The sequence below is a fragment of the Pseudomonas sp. GM30 genome (assembly GCF_000282275.2).
Classification (GTDB): Bacteria; Pseudomonadota; Gammaproteobacteria; order Pseudomonadales; family Pseudomonadaceae; genus Aquipseudomonas.
Genome location: NZ_AKJP02000029.1, coordinates 324600 through 344171 on the forward strand (window position 1 = coordinate 324600; position 19572 = coordinate 344171).

The 19572-nt window shown below is 59.7% G+C and carries 19 protein-coding genes and 1 pseudogene; 8 read left to right on the plus strand and 12 right to left on the minus strand.

Annotated elements, in window-relative coordinates; genetic code table 11:
• Positions 1-272: 272 nt before the first annotated feature.
• Positions 273-1481, plus strand: a complete 1209-nt coding sequence (gene gltS, locus PMI25_RS23100) for a sodium/glutamate symporter (RefSeq protein ID WP_007962362.1) — start codon at positions 273-275, stop codon at positions 1479-1481.
• An 80-nt stretch (positions 1482-1561) separates the two neighbouring features.
• On the opposite strand, the gene PMI25_RS23105 is transcribed toward gltS, so the two are convergent.
• Complete coding sequence (locus PMI25_RS23105; RefSeq protein ID WP_003229491.1) at positions 1562-2341, minus strand: exodeoxyribonuclease III; 780 nt, start codon at positions 2339-2341, stop codon at positions 1562-1564.
• A gap of 82 nt (positions 2342-2423) precedes the next feature.
• On the opposite strand from PMI25_RS23105, the gene pyrE reads away from it, so the two are divergent.
• Positions 2424-3068, plus strand: a complete 645-nt coding sequence (pyrE, locus tag PMI25_RS23110; protein ID WP_007954442.1) for an orotate phosphoribosyltransferase — start codon at positions 2424-2426, stop codon at positions 3066-3068.
• 168 nt (positions 3069-3236) lie between these two features.
• Here pyrE and PMI25_RS23115 read toward each other — a convergent pair whose 3' ends face one another.
• The 7 genes and pseudogenes from PMI25_RS23115 to coaBC all read right to left on the minus strand — a co-directional run bounded on the left by PMI25_RS23115 (position 3237) and on the right by coaBC (position 8912).
• Complete coding sequence (locus PMI25_RS23115; RefSeq protein WP_007962363.1) at positions 3237-3620, minus strand: hypothetical protein; 384 nt, start codon at positions 3618-3620, stop codon at positions 3237-3239.
• On the minus strand, positions 3607-4179 hold the full coding sequence (locus PMI25_RS23120) for a hypothetical protein (protein ID WP_007962364.1): 573 nt from the start codon (positions 4177-4179) through the stop codon (positions 3607-3609). The genes PMI25_RS23115 and PMI25_RS23120 overlap by 14 nt, the downstream gene beginning before the upstream one ends.
• Before the next feature lie 16 nt (positions 4180-4195).
• The gene (locus PMI25_RS23125; protein WP_007962365.1) at positions 4196-4408 is read right to left on the minus strand and encodes a hypothetical protein; all 213 of its coding nucleotides are present in this window, start codon (positions 4406-4408) and stop codon (positions 4196-4198) included.
• Between the two features lie 204 nt (positions 4409-4612).
• Positions 4613-5518 carry an acetylglutamate kinase gene (gene argB, locus PMI25_RS23130; protein WP_007962366.1) on the minus strand — a complete coding sequence of 302 codons (906 nt, stop codon included), beginning with the start codon at positions 5516-5518 and terminating at the stop codon, positions 4613-4615.
• 17 nt (positions 5519-5535) lie between these two features.
• Positions 5536-6912 (minus strand): annotated as a pseudogene (locus PMI25_RS23135) (phosphomannomutase/phosphoglucomutase); the annotation flags it as partial.
• A 330-nt stretch (positions 6913-7242) separates the two neighbouring features.
• The gene (dut, locus tag PMI25_RS23140; RefSeq protein WP_003229483.1) at positions 7243-7698 is read right to left on the minus strand and encodes a dUTP diphosphatase; all 456 of its coding nucleotides are present in this window, start codon (positions 7696-7698) and stop codon (positions 7243-7245) included.
• A 5-nt stretch (positions 7699-7703) separates the two neighbouring features.
• A complete protein-coding gene (gene coaBC / locus PMI25_RS23145; protein WP_007962368.1) occupies positions 7704-8912 on the minus strand; it encodes a bifunctional phosphopantothenoylcysteine decarboxylase/phosphopantothenate--cysteine ligase CoaBC in 1209 nt (402 codons plus the stop codon).
• A gap of 136 nt (positions 8913-9048) precedes the next feature.
• On the opposite strand from coaBC, the gene radC reads away from it, so the two are divergent.
• A complete protein-coding gene (gene radC / locus PMI25_RS23150) occupies positions 9049-9723 on the plus strand; it encodes a RadC family protein (RefSeq protein WP_007962369.1) in 675 nt (224 codons plus the stop codon).
• 138 nt (positions 9724-9861) lie between these two features.
• On the opposite strand, the gene PMI25_RS23155 is transcribed toward radC, so the two are convergent.
• Complete coding sequence (locus PMI25_RS23155; RefSeq protein ID WP_007962370.1) at positions 9862-11448, minus strand: ABC transporter substrate-binding protein; 1587 nt, start codon at positions 11446-11448, stop codon at positions 9862-9864.
• 445 nt (positions 11449-11893) lie between these two features.
• On the opposite strand from PMI25_RS23155, the gene rpmB reads away from it, so the two are divergent.
• Positions 11894-12127 (plus strand): 50S ribosomal protein L28, encoded by a 234-nt coding sequence (rpmB, locus tag PMI25_RS23160; protein WP_003229474.1) that lies wholly within the window; start codon positions 11894-11896, stop codon positions 12125-12127.
• An 11-nt stretch (positions 12128-12138) separates the two neighbouring features.
• On the plus strand, positions 12139-12294 hold the full coding sequence (gene rpmG / locus PMI25_RS23165) for a 50S ribosomal protein L33 (RefSeq protein ID WP_003177274.1): 156 nt from the start codon (positions 12139-12141) through the stop codon (positions 12292-12294).
• Positions 12295-12475: 181 nt separating this feature from the next.
• Here the strand turns inward: rpmG and PMI25_RS23170 are convergent, their stop codons facing one another.
• Positions 12476-12838: a cupin domain-containing protein gene (locus tag PMI25_RS23170; protein ID WP_007962371.1), complete on the minus strand. Its 363-nt coding sequence runs from the start codon at positions 12836-12838 to the stop codon at positions 12476-12478.
• A gap of 234 nt (positions 12839-13072) precedes the next feature.
• Here PMI25_RS23170 and PMI25_RS23175 point away from each other — a divergent pair, with 234 nt between their 5' ends.
• Positions 13073-14566 carry an aldehyde dehydrogenase gene (locus PMI25_RS23175; RefSeq protein ID WP_007962373.1) on the plus strand — a complete coding sequence of 498 codons (1494 nt, stop codon included), beginning with the start codon at positions 13073-13075 and terminating at the stop codon, positions 14564-14566.
• Between the two features lie 244 nt (positions 14567-14810).
• A complete protein-coding gene (locus PMI25_RS23180; protein WP_007962375.1) occupies positions 14811-15956 on the plus strand; it encodes an MFS transporter in 1146 nt (381 codons plus the stop codon).
• A gap of 139 nt (positions 15957-16095) precedes the next feature.
• On the opposite strand, the gene PMI25_RS23185 is transcribed toward PMI25_RS23180, so the two are convergent.
• The gene (locus tag PMI25_RS23185; RefSeq protein ID WP_007962377.1) at positions 16096-17664 is read right to left on the minus strand and encodes a phospholipase D family protein; all 1569 of its coding nucleotides are present in this window, start codon (positions 17662-17664) and stop codon (positions 16096-16098) included.
• A 60-nt stretch (positions 17665-17724) separates the two neighbouring features.
• Positions 17725-19146, minus strand: coding sequence for an aminotransferase-like domain-containing protein (locus PMI25_RS23190; protein WP_007962378.1), 1422 nt, complete (start codon positions 19144-19146; stop codon positions 17725-17727).
• Positions 19147-19325: 179 nt separating this feature from the next.
• Between PMI25_RS23190 and PMI25_RS23195 the strand changes: the two genes are divergently transcribed.
• Entirely contained in the window at positions 19326-19571 is a 246-nt protein-coding gene (locus tag PMI25_RS23195; RefSeq protein ID WP_007962379.1) for a DUF1127 domain-containing protein, read from the plus strand.
• Position 19572: the final 1 nt, after the last annotated feature.

Sequence of the window (19572 nt, forward strand, 5' to 3'; positions counted from 1 at the left end):
GCGACAAGCGGTAGTGGATATTTTTTATATATTTAACGCCTACACTTTTAGTCACAACTGCAATGCTTTAACGCGATCTCAGTCCTTGGCAATAGGACTTGGCGATTGTTAAGGTTACTCCGCATAACGTTACTTCAGAAATATCTCGATATATTCAAGCCATCGAAGGCTATTGAATTCCAAATCAATCAGTGTTGAGACAATCAGCCGATTCAATGGGCGTGCGCGGGTAAAAAGTGCGCCTGATGAATATATAGCCAAGAATAACCCCAATGATCCAGCTCGATTTTTATGGAACGCTCGTGGCCGCCTCTCTGGTGCTTTTACTGGGGCGCGGGCTTATTGCACGAGTCGGTTTTCTGCGTAATTACAATATCCCTGAACCCGTCGCCGGTGGACTGGTGGTTGCGCTGGGTTTATTGATGTTGCGAACTTTTGATATGGAAATCAGATTTGATACTTCACTGCAGACGCCGTTGATGTTGGCGTTCTTTGCCACAATCGGTTTGAGCGCAGACTTTGCCAGCCTGAAGAAGGGTGGTCGCGTAGTCGGCATATTTCTACTGGCGGTTACCGGGCTTTTGCTGGTTCAGAACGCGTTGGGCATTGGTCTTGCCACAACGTTGGGTCTTGATCCGTTGATGGGGCTCCTGACGGGGTCAATCACGCTTGCGGGCGGTCACGGTACGGGGGCGGCATGGGGCACGGTATTCAGTGAAAAGTACGGCCTTGCTTCGGCCTCCGAGCTTGCAATCGCCTCGGCAACCTTCGGCCTGGTCCTGGGCGGTTTGATTGGTGGGCCGGTGGCTCGCCTGCTCATCAAGCGCGTTGCGGTGCCCGGTTGCCAGCCTCAACAAGCGCCACGGATGCCAAAGGGTTTCGAGCAGCCGAACAAGGAGCGTTCGATCACGCCCTTTTCGTTTATCGAGACTCTGGCTCTGATTGCGGTGAGTTTATTGGCTGGCAATCTGCTGAATGGCTTTCTGCACGGAACCGCATTCGAGTTGCCGACGTTTGTCTGCGTTTTGTTCGTGGGAGTGGTGCTGCGTAATGGGCTGTCGGCGCTGGGCCTGTATCAGGTATTCGAGCGTGAAGTGTCGGTGCTGGGTAATGTCAGCCTGTCGCTGTTTCTGGCAATTGCCTTGATGTCTCTCAAACTCTGGGATCTGGCAGCGTTGGCACTGCCGATATTCATCATCCTGGCTGCGCAAACGTTGGTCATGGCGCTGTTTGCGATTTTTGTGACATTCAGAGTGATGGGCAGTAACTACGACGCGGCGGTCCTGGCGGCAGGACATTGCGGTTTTGGCCTGGGGGCAACGCCAACGGCCATTGCCAACATGCAGGCGGTGACGCAGCGTTTCGGGCCTTCGCAGCTTGCGTTTCTGGTGGTGCCGATGGTCGGTGCATTCTTCATCGACATCATCAACGTGATCGTCATCAAGCTCTACCTGGCCTTACCGTTTTTTGTCGCCGTCTGAGGTCTGGGCTACTTCAGGCGCGGCATAAAAAAACTGCCGTACTCTCGCGAGTACGGCATTTTTTAACGACGGATCGACGCTTAGATGGTCAGCGTCCAGTCGTAGTCGACGATCAGCGGCGCGTGCTGCGAGAAGCGTGGCTGCCGCGGCAGGCGTGCGCTGCGTACGAAACGGCGCAGGCCCGGGGTCAGCAACTGGTAGTCGAAGCGCCAGCCCAGATTGAGCATCTCGGCCTGTTCATTGTCCGGCCACCAGCTGTACTGGTCGCCTTCGCGGCTGACTTCGCGCAGGGCATCGACATAGCCCATGTTGCCGACAATCTCGTCCATCCAGGCGCGTTCTGGCGCCAGGAAGCCCGGGGATTGCTGGCTGTCGCGCCAGTTCTTGATGTCGAGCTTCTGCTGCGCCACGTACAGCGAGCCACAATAAATGTACTCGCGACGTTTGCGCCGCTGCTTGTCCAGGTACTTGCCGAAGTCATCCATGAGCTTGAACTTCTGGTTCAAGTCCTCATCGCCGTTCATCCCCGAAGGGAGCAGCAAGGTGGCAATACTGACTTTGTCGAAATCTGCTTGCAGGTAGCGCCCGTAGCGGTCGGCCGTCTCGAAACCGAGACCGCTGATGACAGCCTTCGGTTGCAACCGCGAATACAAAGCCACGCCGCCTTGGGCAGGGACTTCAGCATCGCAGGCATAAAGGAAGTAGCCATCCAGTTGGAAGGCTGGGTCATCCAGTTCAAAGGCGGAGGCACGGGTGTCCTGCAGGCAGATGACGTCGGCATTCTGTGCTTGCAGCCAACTGAGCAAACCACGCTCGACTGCAGCCTGAATACCATTGACGTTCACACTGATGATCCGCATAAATGGCCCCAAAAATCGCGTGCGTGTATGATACACGGCGTCAAGCTAATTAGCTAAATCCGTGGTATTTGGGGTTTTTTTCATGCAAGCGTATCAGCGCGATTTCATTCGTTTTGCCATCGATCGCGGCGTTTTGCGCTTCGGTGAGTTCACCCTGAAGTCCGGGCGCACCAGTCCTTACTTCTTCAATGCCGGCCTGTTCAACTCGGGTTCGGCCCTGGCGCAGCTGGGGCGTTTCTACGCGGCAGCCATTGCCGAAAGCGGCATTCCGTTCGACGTGCTGTTTGGCCCGGCCTACAAAGGCATCCCGCTGGCAGCCACCACCGCTGTCGCGCTGGCCGAACACCACAACCGTGACCTGCCGTGGTGCTTCAACCGCAAGGAAGCCAAGGCTCACGGCGAAGGCGGCAGCCTGGTCGGCGCTCCACTGACCGGCGAAGTGCTGATCATCGACGACGTGATCACCGCCGGCACCGCGATCCGCGAAGTGATGCAGATCATCGCCTCGCAGGATGGCGCCAAGGCCGCCGGCGTGCTGATCGCCCTGAACCGTCAGGAGCGTGGCAACGGCGAGTTGTCGGCGATCCAGGAAGTCGAGCGTGATTTCGGTATCCCGGTGATCAGCATCGTTTCGCTGAACCAGGTGCTGGAATTCCTCGCCGACGACCCGCAGCTCAAGCAGCATCTGCCCGCCGTGGAAGCGTATCGCGCCCAGTTCGGCGTCTGATGTCATAGGCGCTTTTGTGGCGAGGGAGCGTGCTCCCGCTTGAGTGCGCAGCGCTCACAATATTTTGGGGCCGCTTCGCAGCCCAGCGGGAGCAAACTCCCTCGCCACAAGTGATTCACAGTGAAAGACCCCGTTCAGTCAGGCTGAACGGGGTCTTTTGTTTGAGGTTTAACGCAGCTTTCGCCATTTTTTCAGCAGTTTAAGGGTTAACTCTACGTTGATCAGCGCAAACGCCAGCAACGCCAGCACCACCATCACATACAACGTGCGATCAACATCAAAATCCCATAGATCCAGCGTGCTGCTGCGAATTATCCGCACCGCAGCCGGCAAGTTGACGTAAAACAGCACCGTAAACGCGCACGTCAGCGGCAGCGCTCGCGAATAAAACACCTTCCATACTTTCTCTCGACTGCGCCTGCGGTTCTGTGGGCCGGATTGATATTCATCCAGTGCCAACGCTTCACTGAGCTTCGGCCAAGCCAGGTTGAACAGAAAAGTGGTCAGGGTCAGCAGCAAGCCGCTGACCGCGACGATGTCACTGAACGGCATTGAGCCCCAGCGTTGCGCACAACAAATCGTGAGAGTCCTCGCTGATCTCAAACTGTCCGGCGCTGCCTTTGCGCTTGATGATAGGTTTGAACGTTGGTTCGTTTTGCGTGATCAGCATGTTCAGCTCATCGCGAATCACGTCCGAACTGATGACCACCAGATAGACATCTTTCGCGTGCTCCGCAGAGGCGACGACCGCGCGCATGCTGTGCTGCAGGATGTCGTCGAGCTGATTGCGAAAGCGCGACACGGTGTTTTTCAGCAGGGTCTTGCTTTGACTTTGAGTCAGCTGAAAGATCGTCGAGATTTGCGATTCCGTCGGTAGAGTCTGTCCGAAGTAGCTTTGAATCAGGTACAGCAGGCGATCCTGCTTGGCCTCATCGGCCCGGCTGGGCATTCCACCCTCGACCAGCATTTTCAGGTATTCGGTCAGGCTGGCCTTGGCGATGCGCTGAAGGGCGTTGGCAATTTCCGCGTCGCCAATACGCAAGGTCTTCTTGACCGGCTCCTTTTGTTCCTGCTCGAAAGCGTCCGCGTCGATATTGAAAGATATCTGCATGGCTCGTCTCCCTTGTTTATTTGGAAGACTGGCCCGGATACGGATCGGCAGCAGCGTCGCCCTGGCCCGTCAGGATGTTCCAGCCATTGAGCACGTGGGTGCTGGGTTGGTAGTCAGGGCAGGGCGGCAGTGAAGTTTTCGACTGGTTGGAATACTCGCGTCCGCAGTCTGCACATTCATAGGTGCCTGCGGAAACATCGCTGCCGTACGGTACGCGGTCTTTTTGCATGGGGAAGATCTCCTGTGGGTTCAGGGAAGATCCTAGGGCGATTTGTTCTGAGGAGATGTCGGACGTTTCGCTGAGTGGAGTCAGACGTTTCTTGCGCGCATAAAAAAGATCGCAGCCTGCGGCAGCTCCTACAAAAGCAAATTTCGTGTGCGTGAAATTTCCGTAGGGAGCTGCTGCAGGCTGCGATCTTTTGCGTTTCAGCGATCAGTGACGCTTGCGATTGCTGATCAGCGTGCCCACACCGGTGTCGGTGAAGATTTCCAGCAGGATTGCGTTCGGTACGCGACCGTCGATGATCAGCGAGCTGCCAACGCCGCCCTGAACCGCTTCCAGTGCGCAGCGGATCTTCGGCAGCATGCCGCCGTAGATGGTGCCGTCGGCGATCAAGTCGTCGACCTGCTGGGTGCTCAGGCCGGTCAACACGGTGCCCGACTTGTCCATCAGGCCGGCGATGTTGGTCAGCAGCATCAGCTTCTCGGCTTTCAGCGCCTCGGCGACTTTACCGGCCACGAGGTCGGCGTTGATGTTGTACGACTCGCCGTTCTCACCCACGCCGATCGGTGCGATCACCGGGATGAAGTTGCCTTTGACCAGCAGGTTCAGCAGTTCGGTGTTGATCCCGACCACTTCGCCGACTTGACCGATGTCGATGATTTCCGGCTGGGTCATCTCCGGGGTCTGGCGGGTGACGGTCAGTTTCTTCGCGCGAATCAGCCCGGCGTCTTTACCGGTCAGTCCGATGGCGCTGCCGCCGTGACGGTTGATCAGGTTGACGATGCTTTTGTTGACCTGACCACCGAGGACCATTTCCACCACGTCCATGGTCGCGGCGTCGGTGACGCGCATGCCATCGACGAAGTGGCTTTCGATCGACAGGCGCTTGAGCAGATCACCGATCTGCGGGCCACCGCCGTGAACCACCACCGGGTTGATGCCCACGGCCTTCATCAAGACGATGTCGCGGGCGAAGCCGGTTTTCAGCTCCTCGCTTTCCATCGCGTTGCCGCCGTATTTGATCACCAGGGTCTTGCCGACATAACGTCGGATGTAAGGCAACGCTTCGGACAGGACCTGGGCGGTGTGGGCGGCGGCTTCGCGTTCGAGGGTCATTCAGGGCTCCGGGTGAATCAGAACGGTAGTTGGAGATCAGGTGCGACGCGTTTCAGCTGGGCGTGGAACACAGCCTTGATACGCGCAAGTTCTGCCTCGTCATCGGCCTCGAAGCGCAGCACCAGCACCGGTGTGGTGTTGGATGCGCGCACCAGGCCCCAGCCTTTGGCGTAATCGACCCGCACGCCGTCGATGGTGGTCAGGTCGGCGCCTGGGCCCCACTGTGCGTCGTGCAGTGCATCAATGATGCTGAATTTGCTCTCTTCGGTCACATGGATATTGATTTCCGGCGTAGAAATATCGTTCGGGAAGGTCGCAAACAGCTCTTCGGCGGTGGATTTTTCCTGGCTGAGGATCTCCAGCAGCCGTGCGGCGCTATAGATGCCGTCGTCGAAACCGAACCAGCGCTCCTTGAAGAAGATGTGCCCGCTCATCTCACCGGCCAATAGAGCACCGGATTGTTTCATTTTCTTTTTGATCAACGAATGGCCAGTCTTCCACATTAGCGGGCGACCACCGTATTCCTTGATCAGTGGCACCAGACGACGGGTGCATTTGACGTCGAAGATGATTTCCGCGTCCGGGTTGCGCGCCACCACGTCGCGGGCAAACAGCATCAGCAGACGGTCGGGGTAGACGATGCTCCCCGTGTTGGTCACCACGCCGACACGATCGCCATCACCGTCGAAGGCCAGGCCGATGTCGGCGTTGGTTTCCTTGACCTTGGCGATCAGGTCGACGAGGTTCTCGGGTTTGCCCGGATCCGGGTGATGGTTGGGGAAGTTGCCGTCGACTTCGCAGAACAGCGGAATGACTTCGCAGTTCAGCGCTTCGATCAGTTGCGGGGCGATCACGCCGGCCGCGCCGTTGCCGCAGTCGACCACGACTTTCAGGCGTCGGGCCAGTTTGACGTCCCGGACGATTTCGGTGGTGTAGCGGTCGAGGATTTCGACCTGGGTTACGCTGCCCTGACCGCTGGTCAGGTCGTTGGTCTTGATGCGCTCGTGCAGCACCTGAATCTGCTCGTTGGCGAGGGTGTCGCCGGCAATGACGATCTTGAAGCCGTTGTAGTTCGACGGGTTGTGGCTGCCGGTGAGCATCACGCCGGATTTACCGGCCAGCACGTTGGCCGCGTAATACAGCGCAGGCGTCGGGACCAGGCCGACGTCACTGACGTGGCAGCCGCTCTCGGCAATACCGCGGATCAGTTCTGCTACCAGCTCCGGGCCGGACAGGCGACCGTCACGACCGACGGAGACGTTTGGTTCACCCTGGGCCAGGCTCTGAGAACCAATGGCGCGGCCGATCCAGTAGGCGGTTTCGGCATTGAGGAATTCCGGCACGGTGCCGCGAATGTCATAGGCGCGGAAGATGCTGTCGGGAAGCTTCGGGGCGATCTTGGCGGGGGTGCTCATCTGCACAAATGCTCCATCTCGAAAGTGGCGGGACACACCGACGATTCACTCGACGGCAGGCTCAAACTGAAGGGTATGACGGCGTTTTCCACAGAGAGTTCGTGGTGTGAAAGGGCCATGACGCCTCGGCTGGCGTGGCTTGTGGCCGGCAAAACCTTGATTTACGGTGTTAAAGCCTGCTGCCGATGTAGCGCATTTTTTGTGGCGAGGGAGCTTGCTCCCGCTTGGGTGCGCAGCGCCCACAAGATTTTGGGTCTGCTGCGCAGCCCAGCGGGAGCAAGCTCCCTCGCCACAATGATGTATATCCGGTTATTTGGTGCCGGTATGGCCAAAGCCGCCCGCGCCGCGCTCGGTTTCGACGAACTCTTCCACCATTTCGAAGTGCGCCTGCACCACCGGCACCAGCACCAACTGCGCCAGACGCTCGCCGACGGTCATGGTGAAGTCGCTCTGGCCACGGTTCCAGCAGGACACCATCAGCGGGCCCTGATAATCCGAGTCGATCAGGCCGACGAGGTTGCCCAGCACGATGCCGTGCTTATGGCCCATGCCCGAGCGCGGCAGGATCAGTGCGGCGAGGTTCGGGTCGCCGATGTAGACCGACAGACCGGTAGGGATCAGTACGGTTTCACCCGGCTTGATCACGATGTCCTGTTCCAGCATGGCGCGCAGGTCTAGGCCGGCGGAGCCCGGGGTGGCGTATTGCGGCAGCGGGAATTCAGTACCGATGCGTGGGTCGAGGATCTTGGCTTGCAAAGCGTGCATGTAAATTAAACCTGGTTCAGACGTTCGGCGATAAAAGTGACCAGTTGGCGAGCGATCTTGCTCTTGCTGGTCTGGGCGAAAACAGTGGCGTGAAGCTCACGGTCGATCACGCTGCAGGCGTTTTCTTCGCTGTTGAAACCGATGCTCGGGTTGGCGACGTCGTTGGCGACGATCAGGTCGAGATTCTTGTCTTTCAACTTGCGTGCAGCGTAGTCGAGCAAATGTTCGGTCTCGGCGGCAAAGCCGACACTGAACGGACGGTCGGGACGGGTCGCGATGGTGGCCAGGATGTCCGGGTTGCGCACCATTTGCAGGACGAAGCCGTCGCCGCTTGTAGGGTCTTTCTTGAGTTTTTGCGGGGCAACCACTTCCGGGCGGTAGTCCGCCACCGCTGCCGAGGCGATGAACACATCACACGGGATGGCCGATTCGCAGGCCGCGAGCATGTCGCGGGCACTGACCACGTCGATGCGCGTGACGCGATCCGGGGTCGGCAGGTGCACCGGGCCGCTGATCAGCGTGACGCGGGCGCCGGCTTCCACCGCGGCTTCGGCCAGAGCGAAGCCCATTTTCCCGGAGCTGTGGTTGGTGATGTAGCGCACCGGGTCGATGTTTTCCTGAGTCGGGCCGGCGGTGATCATCACGTGCTTGCCGGTCAGTGCCTGACGCTGGAAGCAATCCGCCGCGCACTGCGCCAGATCGGTGGCTTCCATCATCCGGCCCATGCCGACGTCGCCGCAGGCCTGACTGCCGGAGGCCGGGCCGAAGGTCTTCAGCCCACGGCTTTCCAAGAGTTGCAGGTTGGCCTGGGTCGCCGGATCGCGCCACATCGCTTGATTCATTGCCGGCGCGACAGCCACCACGGCGTCGGTGGCCAGCACCAGGGTGGTCAGCAAATCGTTGGCAATGCCTTGGGCCAGACGGGCGATCAGGTCGGCGGTGGCGGGGGCGATCAAAACCAGATCGGCCCACTTGGCCAGCTCGATGTGGCCCATGGCCGCTTCGGCGGCCGGGTCGAGCAGATCCAGGTGAACCGGGTGCCCGGACAGCGCTTGCATGGTCAGCGGGGTGATGAACTCGGCGCCGCCATGGGTCATGACCACGCGCACTTCGGCGCCCTGGTCGATCAGGCGACGAACCAGATCGGCGCTCTTGTAGGCCGCAATGCCGCCGCCGACGCCCAGAACGATGCGTTTCCGATACAGCCGCTGCATAGGTCTGCCTTTACATTTCGTGGGTGACATACGTGGCGAAACCCCCTCCCCAGGGTGAATCCGCCCGCAAAAAAGATGGGCTACGATATCACAGCGACCGCTACGGAACAGCGGCGCCCACAGACAAGGAAGGTGTATGAGTATTCGCGATTGGCCTGCGGCGGAACGGCCGCGGGAACGGTTATTGGAACAAGGTTCGGCGAGTCTTTCGGACGCCGAGTTGCTGGCAATATTTTTGCGCACTGGAGTGGCGGGAAAAAGCGCAGTAGATCTGGCGCGACATCTGTTGAATCAGTTTGGCAGTCTGCGTTTGCTGCTTGAGGCCGATCTGGAAGCATTCAGCAGAGAGTTGGGCCTGGGGCCTGCAAAATTTGCCCAGTTGCAGGCCGCTCAGGAAATGAACAGGCGGCACCTGGCCGAGCGTTCACGCGAAAAAACGGCGCTGGAAAACCCGAAAGCCGTTCGCGATTACCTGAAATCCATGCTGCGCCACGAGCCACATGAGGTGTTTGGCTGCCTGTTTCTCGACTCCAAGCATCAGGTGCTGACATTCGAGGCGCTGTTTCGCGGCTCGATCGACAACACCAGCGTGCATCCCCGGGAAGTGGTGAAGCGCTCATTGGCCAACAACGCGGCGGCGGTGATTCTCTGTCACAACCACCCGTCGGGGAACAGCGATCCGAGCCAGGCGGATCGACAACTGACCAAGCGCTTGCAGAAAGCGCTGGACCTGATTGATGTGCGGGTGCTGGATCACTTCATCATCGGCGACGGTGAGCCGTTGTCGATGGCGGAGTGTGGCTGGATGTAAAACGCAGAAGTGCACTCTTGTGGCGAGGGAGTTTGCTCCCGCCGGGCTGCGCAGCGGCCCTGAAAAGCTTGTGAGCGCTGCGCACTCAAGCGGGAGCAAGCTCCCTCGCCACAGAGGTTTTTCCCACAGTAACGTGGGTTATTTCAGGTTGACCTTGGAGTAGTCCTGGCGGCCAAACGGGCTGACGGAATAACCCTGCACATCCTTGCGCGTCAGCGCATAGGCGGTCGGGTGTGCCAGCGGCAACCACAGCGCCTGCTGCTGAATCTGCGCCTGCGCCTGTTCGTACAGCTTGGTGCGCACGCCTTGCTCGCTGGTGGTCTTGCCGGCGCTGATCAACTTGTCCAGGTCGGCATTGCAGTAGCGGGCGAAGTTGGTGCCGGACTTGACCGCCGCGCAGGAAAACTGCGGCGTGAGGAAGTTGTCCGGGTCGCCGTTGTCGCCGGCCCAGCCCATGAACAGCAGGTCATGCTCGCCAGCCTTGGCGCGGCGAATCAGTTCGCCCCACTCGATCACGCGGATTTCCGCCTGAATGCCGATTTCCGCCAGGTCCGACTGCAGCAACTGCGCGCCCAGACTCGGGTTCGGGTTGAGCAGGCTGCCGGACGGACGCGTCCAGATGGTGGTCTGGAAGCCGTCCTTGAATCCGGCCTTGGCCAGCAGCGCCTTGGCTTTGGCCACGTCGTGTGGATAGCCCGGCAGGTTCTTCGCGTAGCTCCAGGTGTTTGGCGGGTAAGGGCCGTTGGCCGGTTCCGCGGTGTCTTCGAACACGGCTTTGACGTAGTTGGCCTTGTCGAAAGCGAGGTTGATCGCCTGGCGGACTTCCGGCTTGTCCAACGGTGGGTGCTGGCTGTTGATGCCGACGAAAGCGGTCATGAACGCGTCAGTCTTTTCCACTTTCAGTGTCGGCTCTTCCTGCGCAGCTTTCACATCCAGCGGTTTTGGCGACAGAGCGATCTGGCACTCGTTGCGCCGCAGCTTTTGCAGGCGCACGTTGGCATCCGGGGTGATGGCGAAGATCAGCGGATCGACCGCCGGCTTGCCGCCAAAGTAGTCCGGGTTGGCCCGGTAGCGCACCGAGGCGTCTTTCTGGAAGCGCGTGAACACAAACGGACCGGTGCCGATCGGCTGGCTGTTGAGCTTGTCGGTCGCATCGGCCTTGAGCAGCTTGTCGGCATATTCGGCGGAATAGATGGAGGCGAAACCCATGCTCAGGGTCGCGAGGAACGTCGAGTCCGGGTGGTCGAGGGTAAAGCGCACGGTCAGCGGGTCGAGCGCGTCGATCTTCTTGATCAGCGCCGGCAACTGCATGGATTGAGCGTGCGGGAAGCCGCTTTGCGCGACTTTGTGCCATGGGTTGGCCGGATCGAGCATGCGGTCGAAGCTGAATTTGACGTCTTCAGCGGTCAGCGTACGGCTCGGTTTGAAATAGTCAGTGCTGTGAAACTTCACCTGCGGGTGCAGTTTGAACACGTAACTCAGGCCGTCGGGGCTGACTTCCCAGCTGTCGGCCAGGCTCGGTACGACTTTGCCGCTGGCGGTGTCGAAGTCGACCAGGCGGTTCATCAGCACGTCGGCCGAAGCGTTGGTGGTGGTCAGCGAGTTGTATTGCACCACGTCGAACCCTTCGGGGCTGGCCTCGGTGCAGACGCTCAGGGCGGCGGCCTGGGCCAGGGGGCTCAGCAGAAGCGGGGCGAGCAACAGGGGTAGGGCAGCGAGGCGCATGGTCGGCTTCCTTTACAGATCGAAGGCCATCTGCAGGTGCAGTCTGGAAAAGGGTTACCCTAGAGGGCTGGATTGCAAATGACTATCCCCTTTTTGTATTTTTGGGGCAGGTCAGTGGCGTTTTTCTGACCGCGACGCGCTGCGAAAAGTCAGAAACGTCGGTAAGGGCGGTTTTCTGCGACGAGTGGTCAAAACTCGCCTCAGCCTTTATCCAAAGCGTCCGCAGCTGGAAAATGCGCCTTTTTGCCGGTTGATTGCACATCCATTGTTGTTGCACCCCGGTCTTTCTGGTATAAAGCAGCGCTCTTTTCTAGGGGCCCGGTTCCTTCACTGTAGGTGTAGCCGGTAAGACCTCTAAAGAAACGCGGCGCCTGGCGCCAAATGACTGAGAGATTAAGCGGCCAACCCATGCCGGGTTGGGCATGTGGTTTTAGAGGGCTGAGGCATGTCGAGAGTATGTCAAGTTACCGGTAAGGGTCCGGTAACCGGGAATAACATTTCCCACGCAAACAACAAAACCCGTCGTCGTTTCCTGCCGAACCTGCAGCATCACCGCTTCTGGGTTGAAGAAGAGAAACGTTTTGTGCGTCTGCGCGTATCTGCCAAAGGCATGCGCATCATCGACAAGCGTGGCATCAGTGTCGTGCTCGCCGAACTTCGCCGCGATGGCAAGATTTAAGGGAGCTAATCATGCGTGAATTGATTCGTTTGATCTCGAGCGCCGGTACTGGTCACTTCTACACTACCGACAAGAACAAGCGTACTACTCCGGACAAAATCGAGATCAAGAAATATGATCCGGTTGTTCGCAAGCACGTGATCTACAAGGAAGGCAAAATCAAGTAATTGATTTTTCCCGACTTACGAAAAAGGCCCGTATCTCACGATACGGGCCTTTTTTGTTGCCTCGGATTTCTGCGGTGTCTCGTCGGGCCTCATCGCGAGCAGGCTCACTCCTACATTGGAATGCGGTTCCCTGTAGGAGTGAGCCTGCTCGCGATAGGGCCGGATCAGCCAGCGAAAATCCTCAGGCCTTCTGTTCAAAAATCACATAGATCTTGCGGCAAGCCTCCAGCACTTCCCAAGTGCCACGGAAACCGGCCGGAATCACGAAGCGGTCGCCAACACGCAAGGTCTTGGCATTACCATCGCCGTCGCGCAGCACCGAAACCCCCTGCAGGATTTCGCAATATTCATGTTCGGTGTAGTTCACCGTCCACTGCCCGACCGCGCCTTCCCACACGCCAACACCCATTTGCCCACAAGGGCTGTCGTACTGGTTGAACACCGCTTGCTCTGGGTCGCCCTTGAGCACTTTGGCCGGGTCGGGGCGATAGCGTTCGGCTTCGCTGCTGGTCAGGCTGATGTCGACGACGTTCTGGATGTTCATTGTTGTTTTCTCCCGTGATGACGGCGCGGTGGCTTGAAAGGGTCAAAGTCTATGTTTATTAAAATGAACACCGCAAGGGCGTATGGCGCGCTTATGTCAAATATATTGAAACAACCCCGGCGGCTGGTTTAGGGTGGCGGGTGCCTTGGGCCGAAAAGCAGGCTGGCCGGGCAGCATTCCTGAAGACGTCCGCGAAGAACGCGGCGCTCTATTCAACAAGAGGAGGACACTCGAATGACCACCCTGACTCGTGCCGATTGGGAACAACGTGCTCGCGACCTGAAGATCGAAGGCCGTGCCTACCTCAACGGCGAATACACCGACGCCGTCTCCGGCGAGACTTTCGAGTGCATCAGTCCGGTCGATGGCCGTCTGCTGGGCAAGATCGCCAGCTGTGATGCCGCCGACGCCCAGCGCGCCGTGGAAAACGCCCGCGCCACCTTCAATTCCGGCGTGTGGTCGCGCCTGGCGCCGACCAAACGCAAAGCCACCATGATTCGTTTCGCCAGCCTGCTCAAGCAGCACGCTGAAGAGCTGGCGCTGCTCGAAACCCTCGACATGGGCAAGCCGATCAGCGATTCGCTGTACATCGACGTCCCGGGCGCGGCGCAGGCCCTGAGCTGGAGCGGTGAGGCGATCGACAAGATTTACGACGAAGTCGCCGCCACTCCGCATGATCAATTGGGTCTGGTGACCCGTGAGCCGGTCGGCGTGGTCGGTGCCATCGTGCCGTGGAACTTCCCGCTGATGATGGCCTGCTGGAAACTCGGCCCGGCGCTGTCGACCGGTAACTCGGTGATCCTCAAACCGTCGGAAAAGTCCCCGCTGACCGCCATCCGCATCGCTGCGCTGGCAGTGGAAGCAGGCATTCCAAAAGGTGTGCTCAACGTGCTGCCGGGCTACGGCCACACCGTTGGCAAGGCGCTGGCCCTGCACAATGACGTCGACACGCTGGTGTTTACCGGTTCGACCAAGATCGCCAAGCAGCTGATGATCTACTCCGGCGAATCGAACATGAAGCGCGTGTGGCTGGAAGCCGGCGGCAAGAGCCCGAACATCGTCTTCGCCGATGCGCCGGACCTGCAAGCCGCTGCCGAATCCGCCGCCAGTGCCATTGCCTTCAACCAGGGCGAAGTCTGCACCGCCGGTTCGCGTCTGCTGGTCGAGCGTTCGATCAAGGACAAATTCCTGCCGATGGTGATCGAGGCGCTGAAAACCTGGAAGCCGGGCAATCCGCTGGACCCGGCGACCAACGTCGGTGCGCTGGTCGATACCCAGCAGATGAACACCGTGCTGTCGTACATCGAATCCGGTCACAGCGACGGCGCCAAACTGGTGGCGGGCGGCAAGCGCATCCTTCAGGAAACCGGTGGCACTTACGTCGAGCCGACGATTTTCGACGGCGTGAGCAACGCGATGAAGATCGCTCAGGAAGAGATCTTCGGCCCGGTGCTGTCGGTCATTGCCTTTGACACCGCCGAAGAAGCGATCCAGATCGCCAACGACACGCCGTACGGCCTGGCAGCTGCCGTCTGGACTCAGGACATTTCCAAAGCGCACCTGACTGCCAAAGCACTGCGCGCCGGCAGCGTGTGGGTCAACCAGTACGACGGCGGCGACATGACTGCACCGTTCGGCGGCTTCAAGCAGTCGGGCAACGGTCGCGACAAGTCGCTGCACGCGTTCGACAAGTACACCGAGCTGAAGGCGACGTGGATCAAGCTGTAAATCGCTGATGGGAGCCTGAGTGAATCAGGCTCCCGAATCGAACAGAGATCCCTGTGGGAGCAAGTCTCTGTGGTGAGGGGATTTATCCCCGATCGGCTGCGAAGCAGTCGCAAAACCAGTGCATTTGATGGTGCAGGTTTTGAGGTCGCTGCGCGACCTGTCGGGGATGAATCCCCTCACTACAGGGTTTGCTCCCACATTTGGTTTTGTGGCGCACATAAAAATATCCACAGGAGCGTGGACCATGCGTTGGGCGACGTATTTCGCCGTGTTGGCGTCTGTCTTGAGTGTCGGTCTGGCCCTGGGGGTCAGCATGCCGCTGGTGTCGTTGCGCCTGGAGGGCTGGGGTTACGGTTCTTTTGCCATCGGTGTGATGGCGGCGATGCCGGCGATTGGCGTGTTGCTGGGGGCGAAGATTTCCAGTCATCTGGCGGCACGTTTCGGCACCGCCAACCTCATGCGCCTGTGCCTGTGGGCCGGGGCGTTGTCGATCGGCTTGCTGGCGCTGTTGCCGAGTTATCCGGTATGGCTGGTGCTGCGCCTGATGATCGGGGTGATCCTGACCATCGTATTCATCCTTGGCGAGAGCTGGATCAATCAACTGGTCGTCGAACACTGGCGCGGTCGTCTCGTCGCTCTGTATGGCAGCAGCTACGCGCTGAGCCAACTGTCTGGTCCGCTGCTGCTGGGCGCGCTGGGCACTGAACATGATTACGGGTTCTGGGTCGGGGTCGGGCTGCTGACGGTTTCGCCATTGCTGTTGATGGGCCGCAGCGGTGCGCCGAGCAGTGAGTCCAGCAGCGTGACGTTCAGCGATCTGTGGGGTTTTGCCCGCGAGCTGCCAGCGATTGCCTGGGCGGTGTCACTGTTCGCCGCGTTCGAGGCGATGATCCTCACGTTGTTGCCGGTGTATTGCCTGCAGCAGGGCTTCACCGCCGAGATCGCACTGGCGATGGTCAGCACCGTGGTGGTCGGCGACGCGCTGCTGCAGCTGCCGATTGGCGCGTTGGCGGATTATCTGTCGCGACGCACGTTGTTCACCGGTTGCGCAGTGATCCTGATGCTGTCGAGCCTGGCGATTCCAATGCTGATCGATACGCTGCTGATCTGGCCGTTGTGGGTGTTGTTCGGCGCCAGCGCGGGTGGCTTGTTCACTCTGTCGCTTATCCTGATAGGCGAGCGTTATCGCGACGATGCGCTGGTGCGGGCCAACGCGCACATTGCGCAGCTGTGGGGTGTCGGCTGTCTGATCGGGCCGTTGCTGGCGGGGGCGGGCAGCCAGTGGATCAGCGGGCATGCGTTGCCGCTGTTGATGGCGGTCGGGGCGTTCGGGCTGGTGATTCTGCTGATGCGTCAGGGGGCATTCGGCACAGTGGCCGAGCCTGCTTAAGTCAGCTCTTAAAGCGAAAGAATTCTTGTGGTGAGGGAGCTTGCTCCCGCTGGGCTGCGCAGCGGCCCCAAAGACTTCGTGAGCGCTGCGCACTCAGGCGGGAGCAAGCTCCCTCGCCACAAATGAGTTTTCAATTCGACTACAGCATCCGCTCCAGACCGACAGTGGTGCTGAACCACGCATTGAACCGCCGCCACCAGCTCCCCGGTTCCTTGGTCAGCGTGTGCATCTGGCCGTTGTCCTCGGTCACCCAGACAATCTTGCCATCCTGCAGTTTCGCCTGATAACTCAGGGCCGGCGCCATGCCTTGCAGTGCCAGTTCGCGCACATGTTCGGCCAGTTCCGGGCTGTCCACCAGAACCCCGACTTCGGTGTTCCACAATACCGAGCGCGGGTCGAAATTGAACGAGCCGATGAATGCTTTTTGCCGGTCGAAAATCATTGCCTTGCTGTGCAGACTGGAATCCGAACCACGAAACGACTTGCTGTAGAACAGATGCGGGCCGCTGCCATAGTTATCCCCGGGCTGACGGCGCAGCTCATACAGTTTCACGCCGTGCTCCAGCAGCGCCTTGCGATACGGCGCATAACCGCCGTGTACCGCCGGCACGTCGGTGGCTTCCAGTGAGTTGGTCAGCAGGTTCACCGAGACCCCGGCGTCGGCACGCCCGGTCAGGTACACCAGCCCTGGCTGGCCGGGCACGAAGTACGCCGAGATCATGATCAGCTCTTTGCTGACGCCGCGTAGCTCCGGCGCCAGTTGCGTGGTCAGCAGCAGTTGCGGGTCCGGTTCGTCCTTGGCCAGCACCTTGCTCGGCGCGTCCCACAACGCCTGGTTCCAGGCCCAGATCAGCTCTTTGCGCCAGATATCCATGCGTGGCGCGGTCTTGAACGTCATCAACTGCTGATACAGCGCATGGTTCTGTTTGCGAGTTTCCTCCAGCGACTCTTCCAGGCGCGTGCGGGTGTTCTGCAGGTCCTTGGCGCTCGGCTGGCTGGAGAGGAATTCGTCGATCGGCTTGCTCAGCGCGCTGTTCCAGTACTGGTCGAAACTGTGCCCGAGTTGCTCGGCCACAGGTCCCACGCTGAGCATGTCGATGTCGGTGAAATTCAGGTTCGGCTCGGCATCGAAATATTCGTCGCCCAGATTGCGCCCGCCGACGATCGCCACGCTGTTGTCCGCCAGCCACAACTTGTTGTGCATGCGCCGGTGTTGCAGCGACAGATTGAACAGGCGTCCGGCGGCGCGGGTCACGCCAGTGCTGCGGCCCAGGTGCAGTGGATTGAACAGGCGAATCTGGATCTGTGGGTGCGCCGCCAGCGTGGCGATGATCGTGTCCAGACCATCGCTGGTGGTGTCGTCGAGCAGGATGCGCACGCGCACGCCGCGGTCGGCGGCCTTGAGCAGTTCTTCCACCAGCATCCGCGTGCTGACGCCGTCGTGGACGATGTAGTACTGCAAGTCGAGGCTGGTTTGCGCATTGCGAATCAGCTCGGCGCGGGCGGTGAACGCTTCTGTGCTGTTGGACAGCAAGCGGAAGCCGGAACGGCCCTGATAGGGCGCGGCCTGGGCCTGGATCGAGCGGCCGAAGCTGGACTTCGCCGCCGGCAAGGCCTGGCTCGGCTCACGGGGTACATCAAGGCTGGCGCAGCCGCTCAGGAGCGAGGCGAACATCAGCAAAGCGAGTAGGGGCTGTCTGAAGCTCACGTAGGAACGTTCCGGTCGGCTGCAAAGGTCGGTATATGGACGCTGATCACTGGAAAAAGGTCAGTCGGTTTCGGCCAGCAATCTGATTGCTGCTGCGCCGACCTTGCGCACCGCTTCTTCGATCTGCGGTGTCGGTTTGGCAGCGTAGTTCATTCGCAGACAATTGCGGTACTTGCCCGAGGCGGAAAAGATGCTTCCCACGGCAATCTGTACGCCTTGGTCATGCAACGCACGATTGAGTTTCAGCGTATCGAAACCCTCCGGCAACTCGACCCAGAGCATGAAGCTGCCTTGCGGACGACTGGCGCGGGTGCCGGCCGGGAAGTAGCGGGTGACCCAGTCGATCATGACGTCGCGATTGCGCTGATATTGCGTGCGCATCCGCCGCAAGTGCGGTTCGAAGTAGCCACCCTTGAGAAATTCGGCAATGGCAATTTGTGGCTGTGGCGCGGTGGAGCCGGTGCTGATGTATTTCATGTGCAGCACCCGTTCCAGATAGCGGCCCGGCGCGACCCAACCGATGCGCAGCCCTGGCGCCAGGGTTTTGGAAAACGAACTGCACAGCAATACGCGACCGTCTTCGTCAAAGGATTTGATCGTGCGCGGGCGCGGATAGGTGTAGGCCAGTTCGCCATACACATCGTCCTCGATGATCGCCACGTCGAAGCGTTGCGCAAGGTTGAGCAGCGCGCGTTTGCGCGACTCCGGCATGATGTAGCCGAGCGGGTTGTTGCAGTTGGGCGTGATCTGGATGACCTTGATCGGCCACTGCTCCAGCGCCAGTTCCAGCGCTTCGAGGCTGATGCCGGTCAGCGGATCGGTGGGGATCTCCAAAGCTTTCATGCCCAGCCCTTTGAGCGTCTGCATGGCGCCGTGAAAGCTTGGCGAATCCACCGCGACGATGTCGCCCGGCTCGCAGATCGCGTGGATGCTGGTGGACAGCGCTTCATGACAACCGGTGGTGATCACCAGCTCGCTGGCACTCAACTGGCAGCCGGAATCGAGCATCAGTCGGGCGATCTGTTCGCGCAGTTCGAGGGTGCCGTGGATGTTGTCGTAATACAGACCGGGCATGTCCTGCCGACGGCTGATCCGCGCCAGTCCGCGCAGCAGCGGTTTCATGGTCGGCGAGGTGACATCGGGCATGCCGCGACCCAGTTGCACCACGTCCTTGCGCGGCACCGCGCGAATCAGCTCCAGCACCTGATCCCACTGCGAAATCTCCACCGGCCGCTGCGCCGGACGCCCGACCGCAGGCAGCTCCGGCAGCTCGCGGCCCACCGGCACGAAATAGCCGGACTTGGGTTTCGGTGTCGCCAGACCGCTGTCTTCAAGCATGCGATAAGCCTGCTGCACCGTGCTCAGGCTGACCCCGTGTTCTACGCTCAAGGCGCGCACCGAAGGCAGGCGATCGCCAGGACGGTAGAAGCCTTGTTCGATGCGGGTACCGAGCAGCTCGGCGAGGTTCACATACAGGGTCATGGCACTGCCTCGATGCAGGTGATTCGTTAAACCAGTACAGATGCAGCAAAAATCGGTAATTCAGTCTCAGGAATGGCAAATCTGTATGGAATTAATACAGATGTGTTGAATCTGTAATGCTTTTGCCGACCCGCGCATCATGGAATCTCTGGCTACCCAAGTAAACAGGAGCGACAAAAATGAACGGCTTGAGCGATGTGCGGCTGATGTTACACAGTCAGGAACTGGAGACAGGGCAGGAGGACAGTGCATGGAATAGCGCCATGCGTAACGCGCCGTCCGGTCTGAGTCGCTGGGGCCTGTTCTGGCATCGTCTGCACACGCGCAAGGCGCTTTTGAATCTGACGCCGGAGCAGCTCAAGGACGTCGGGTTGACCCGGGAGCAGGCGCAGGAGGAGGGGTTGAAGCCGTTCTGGCGGATCTGAA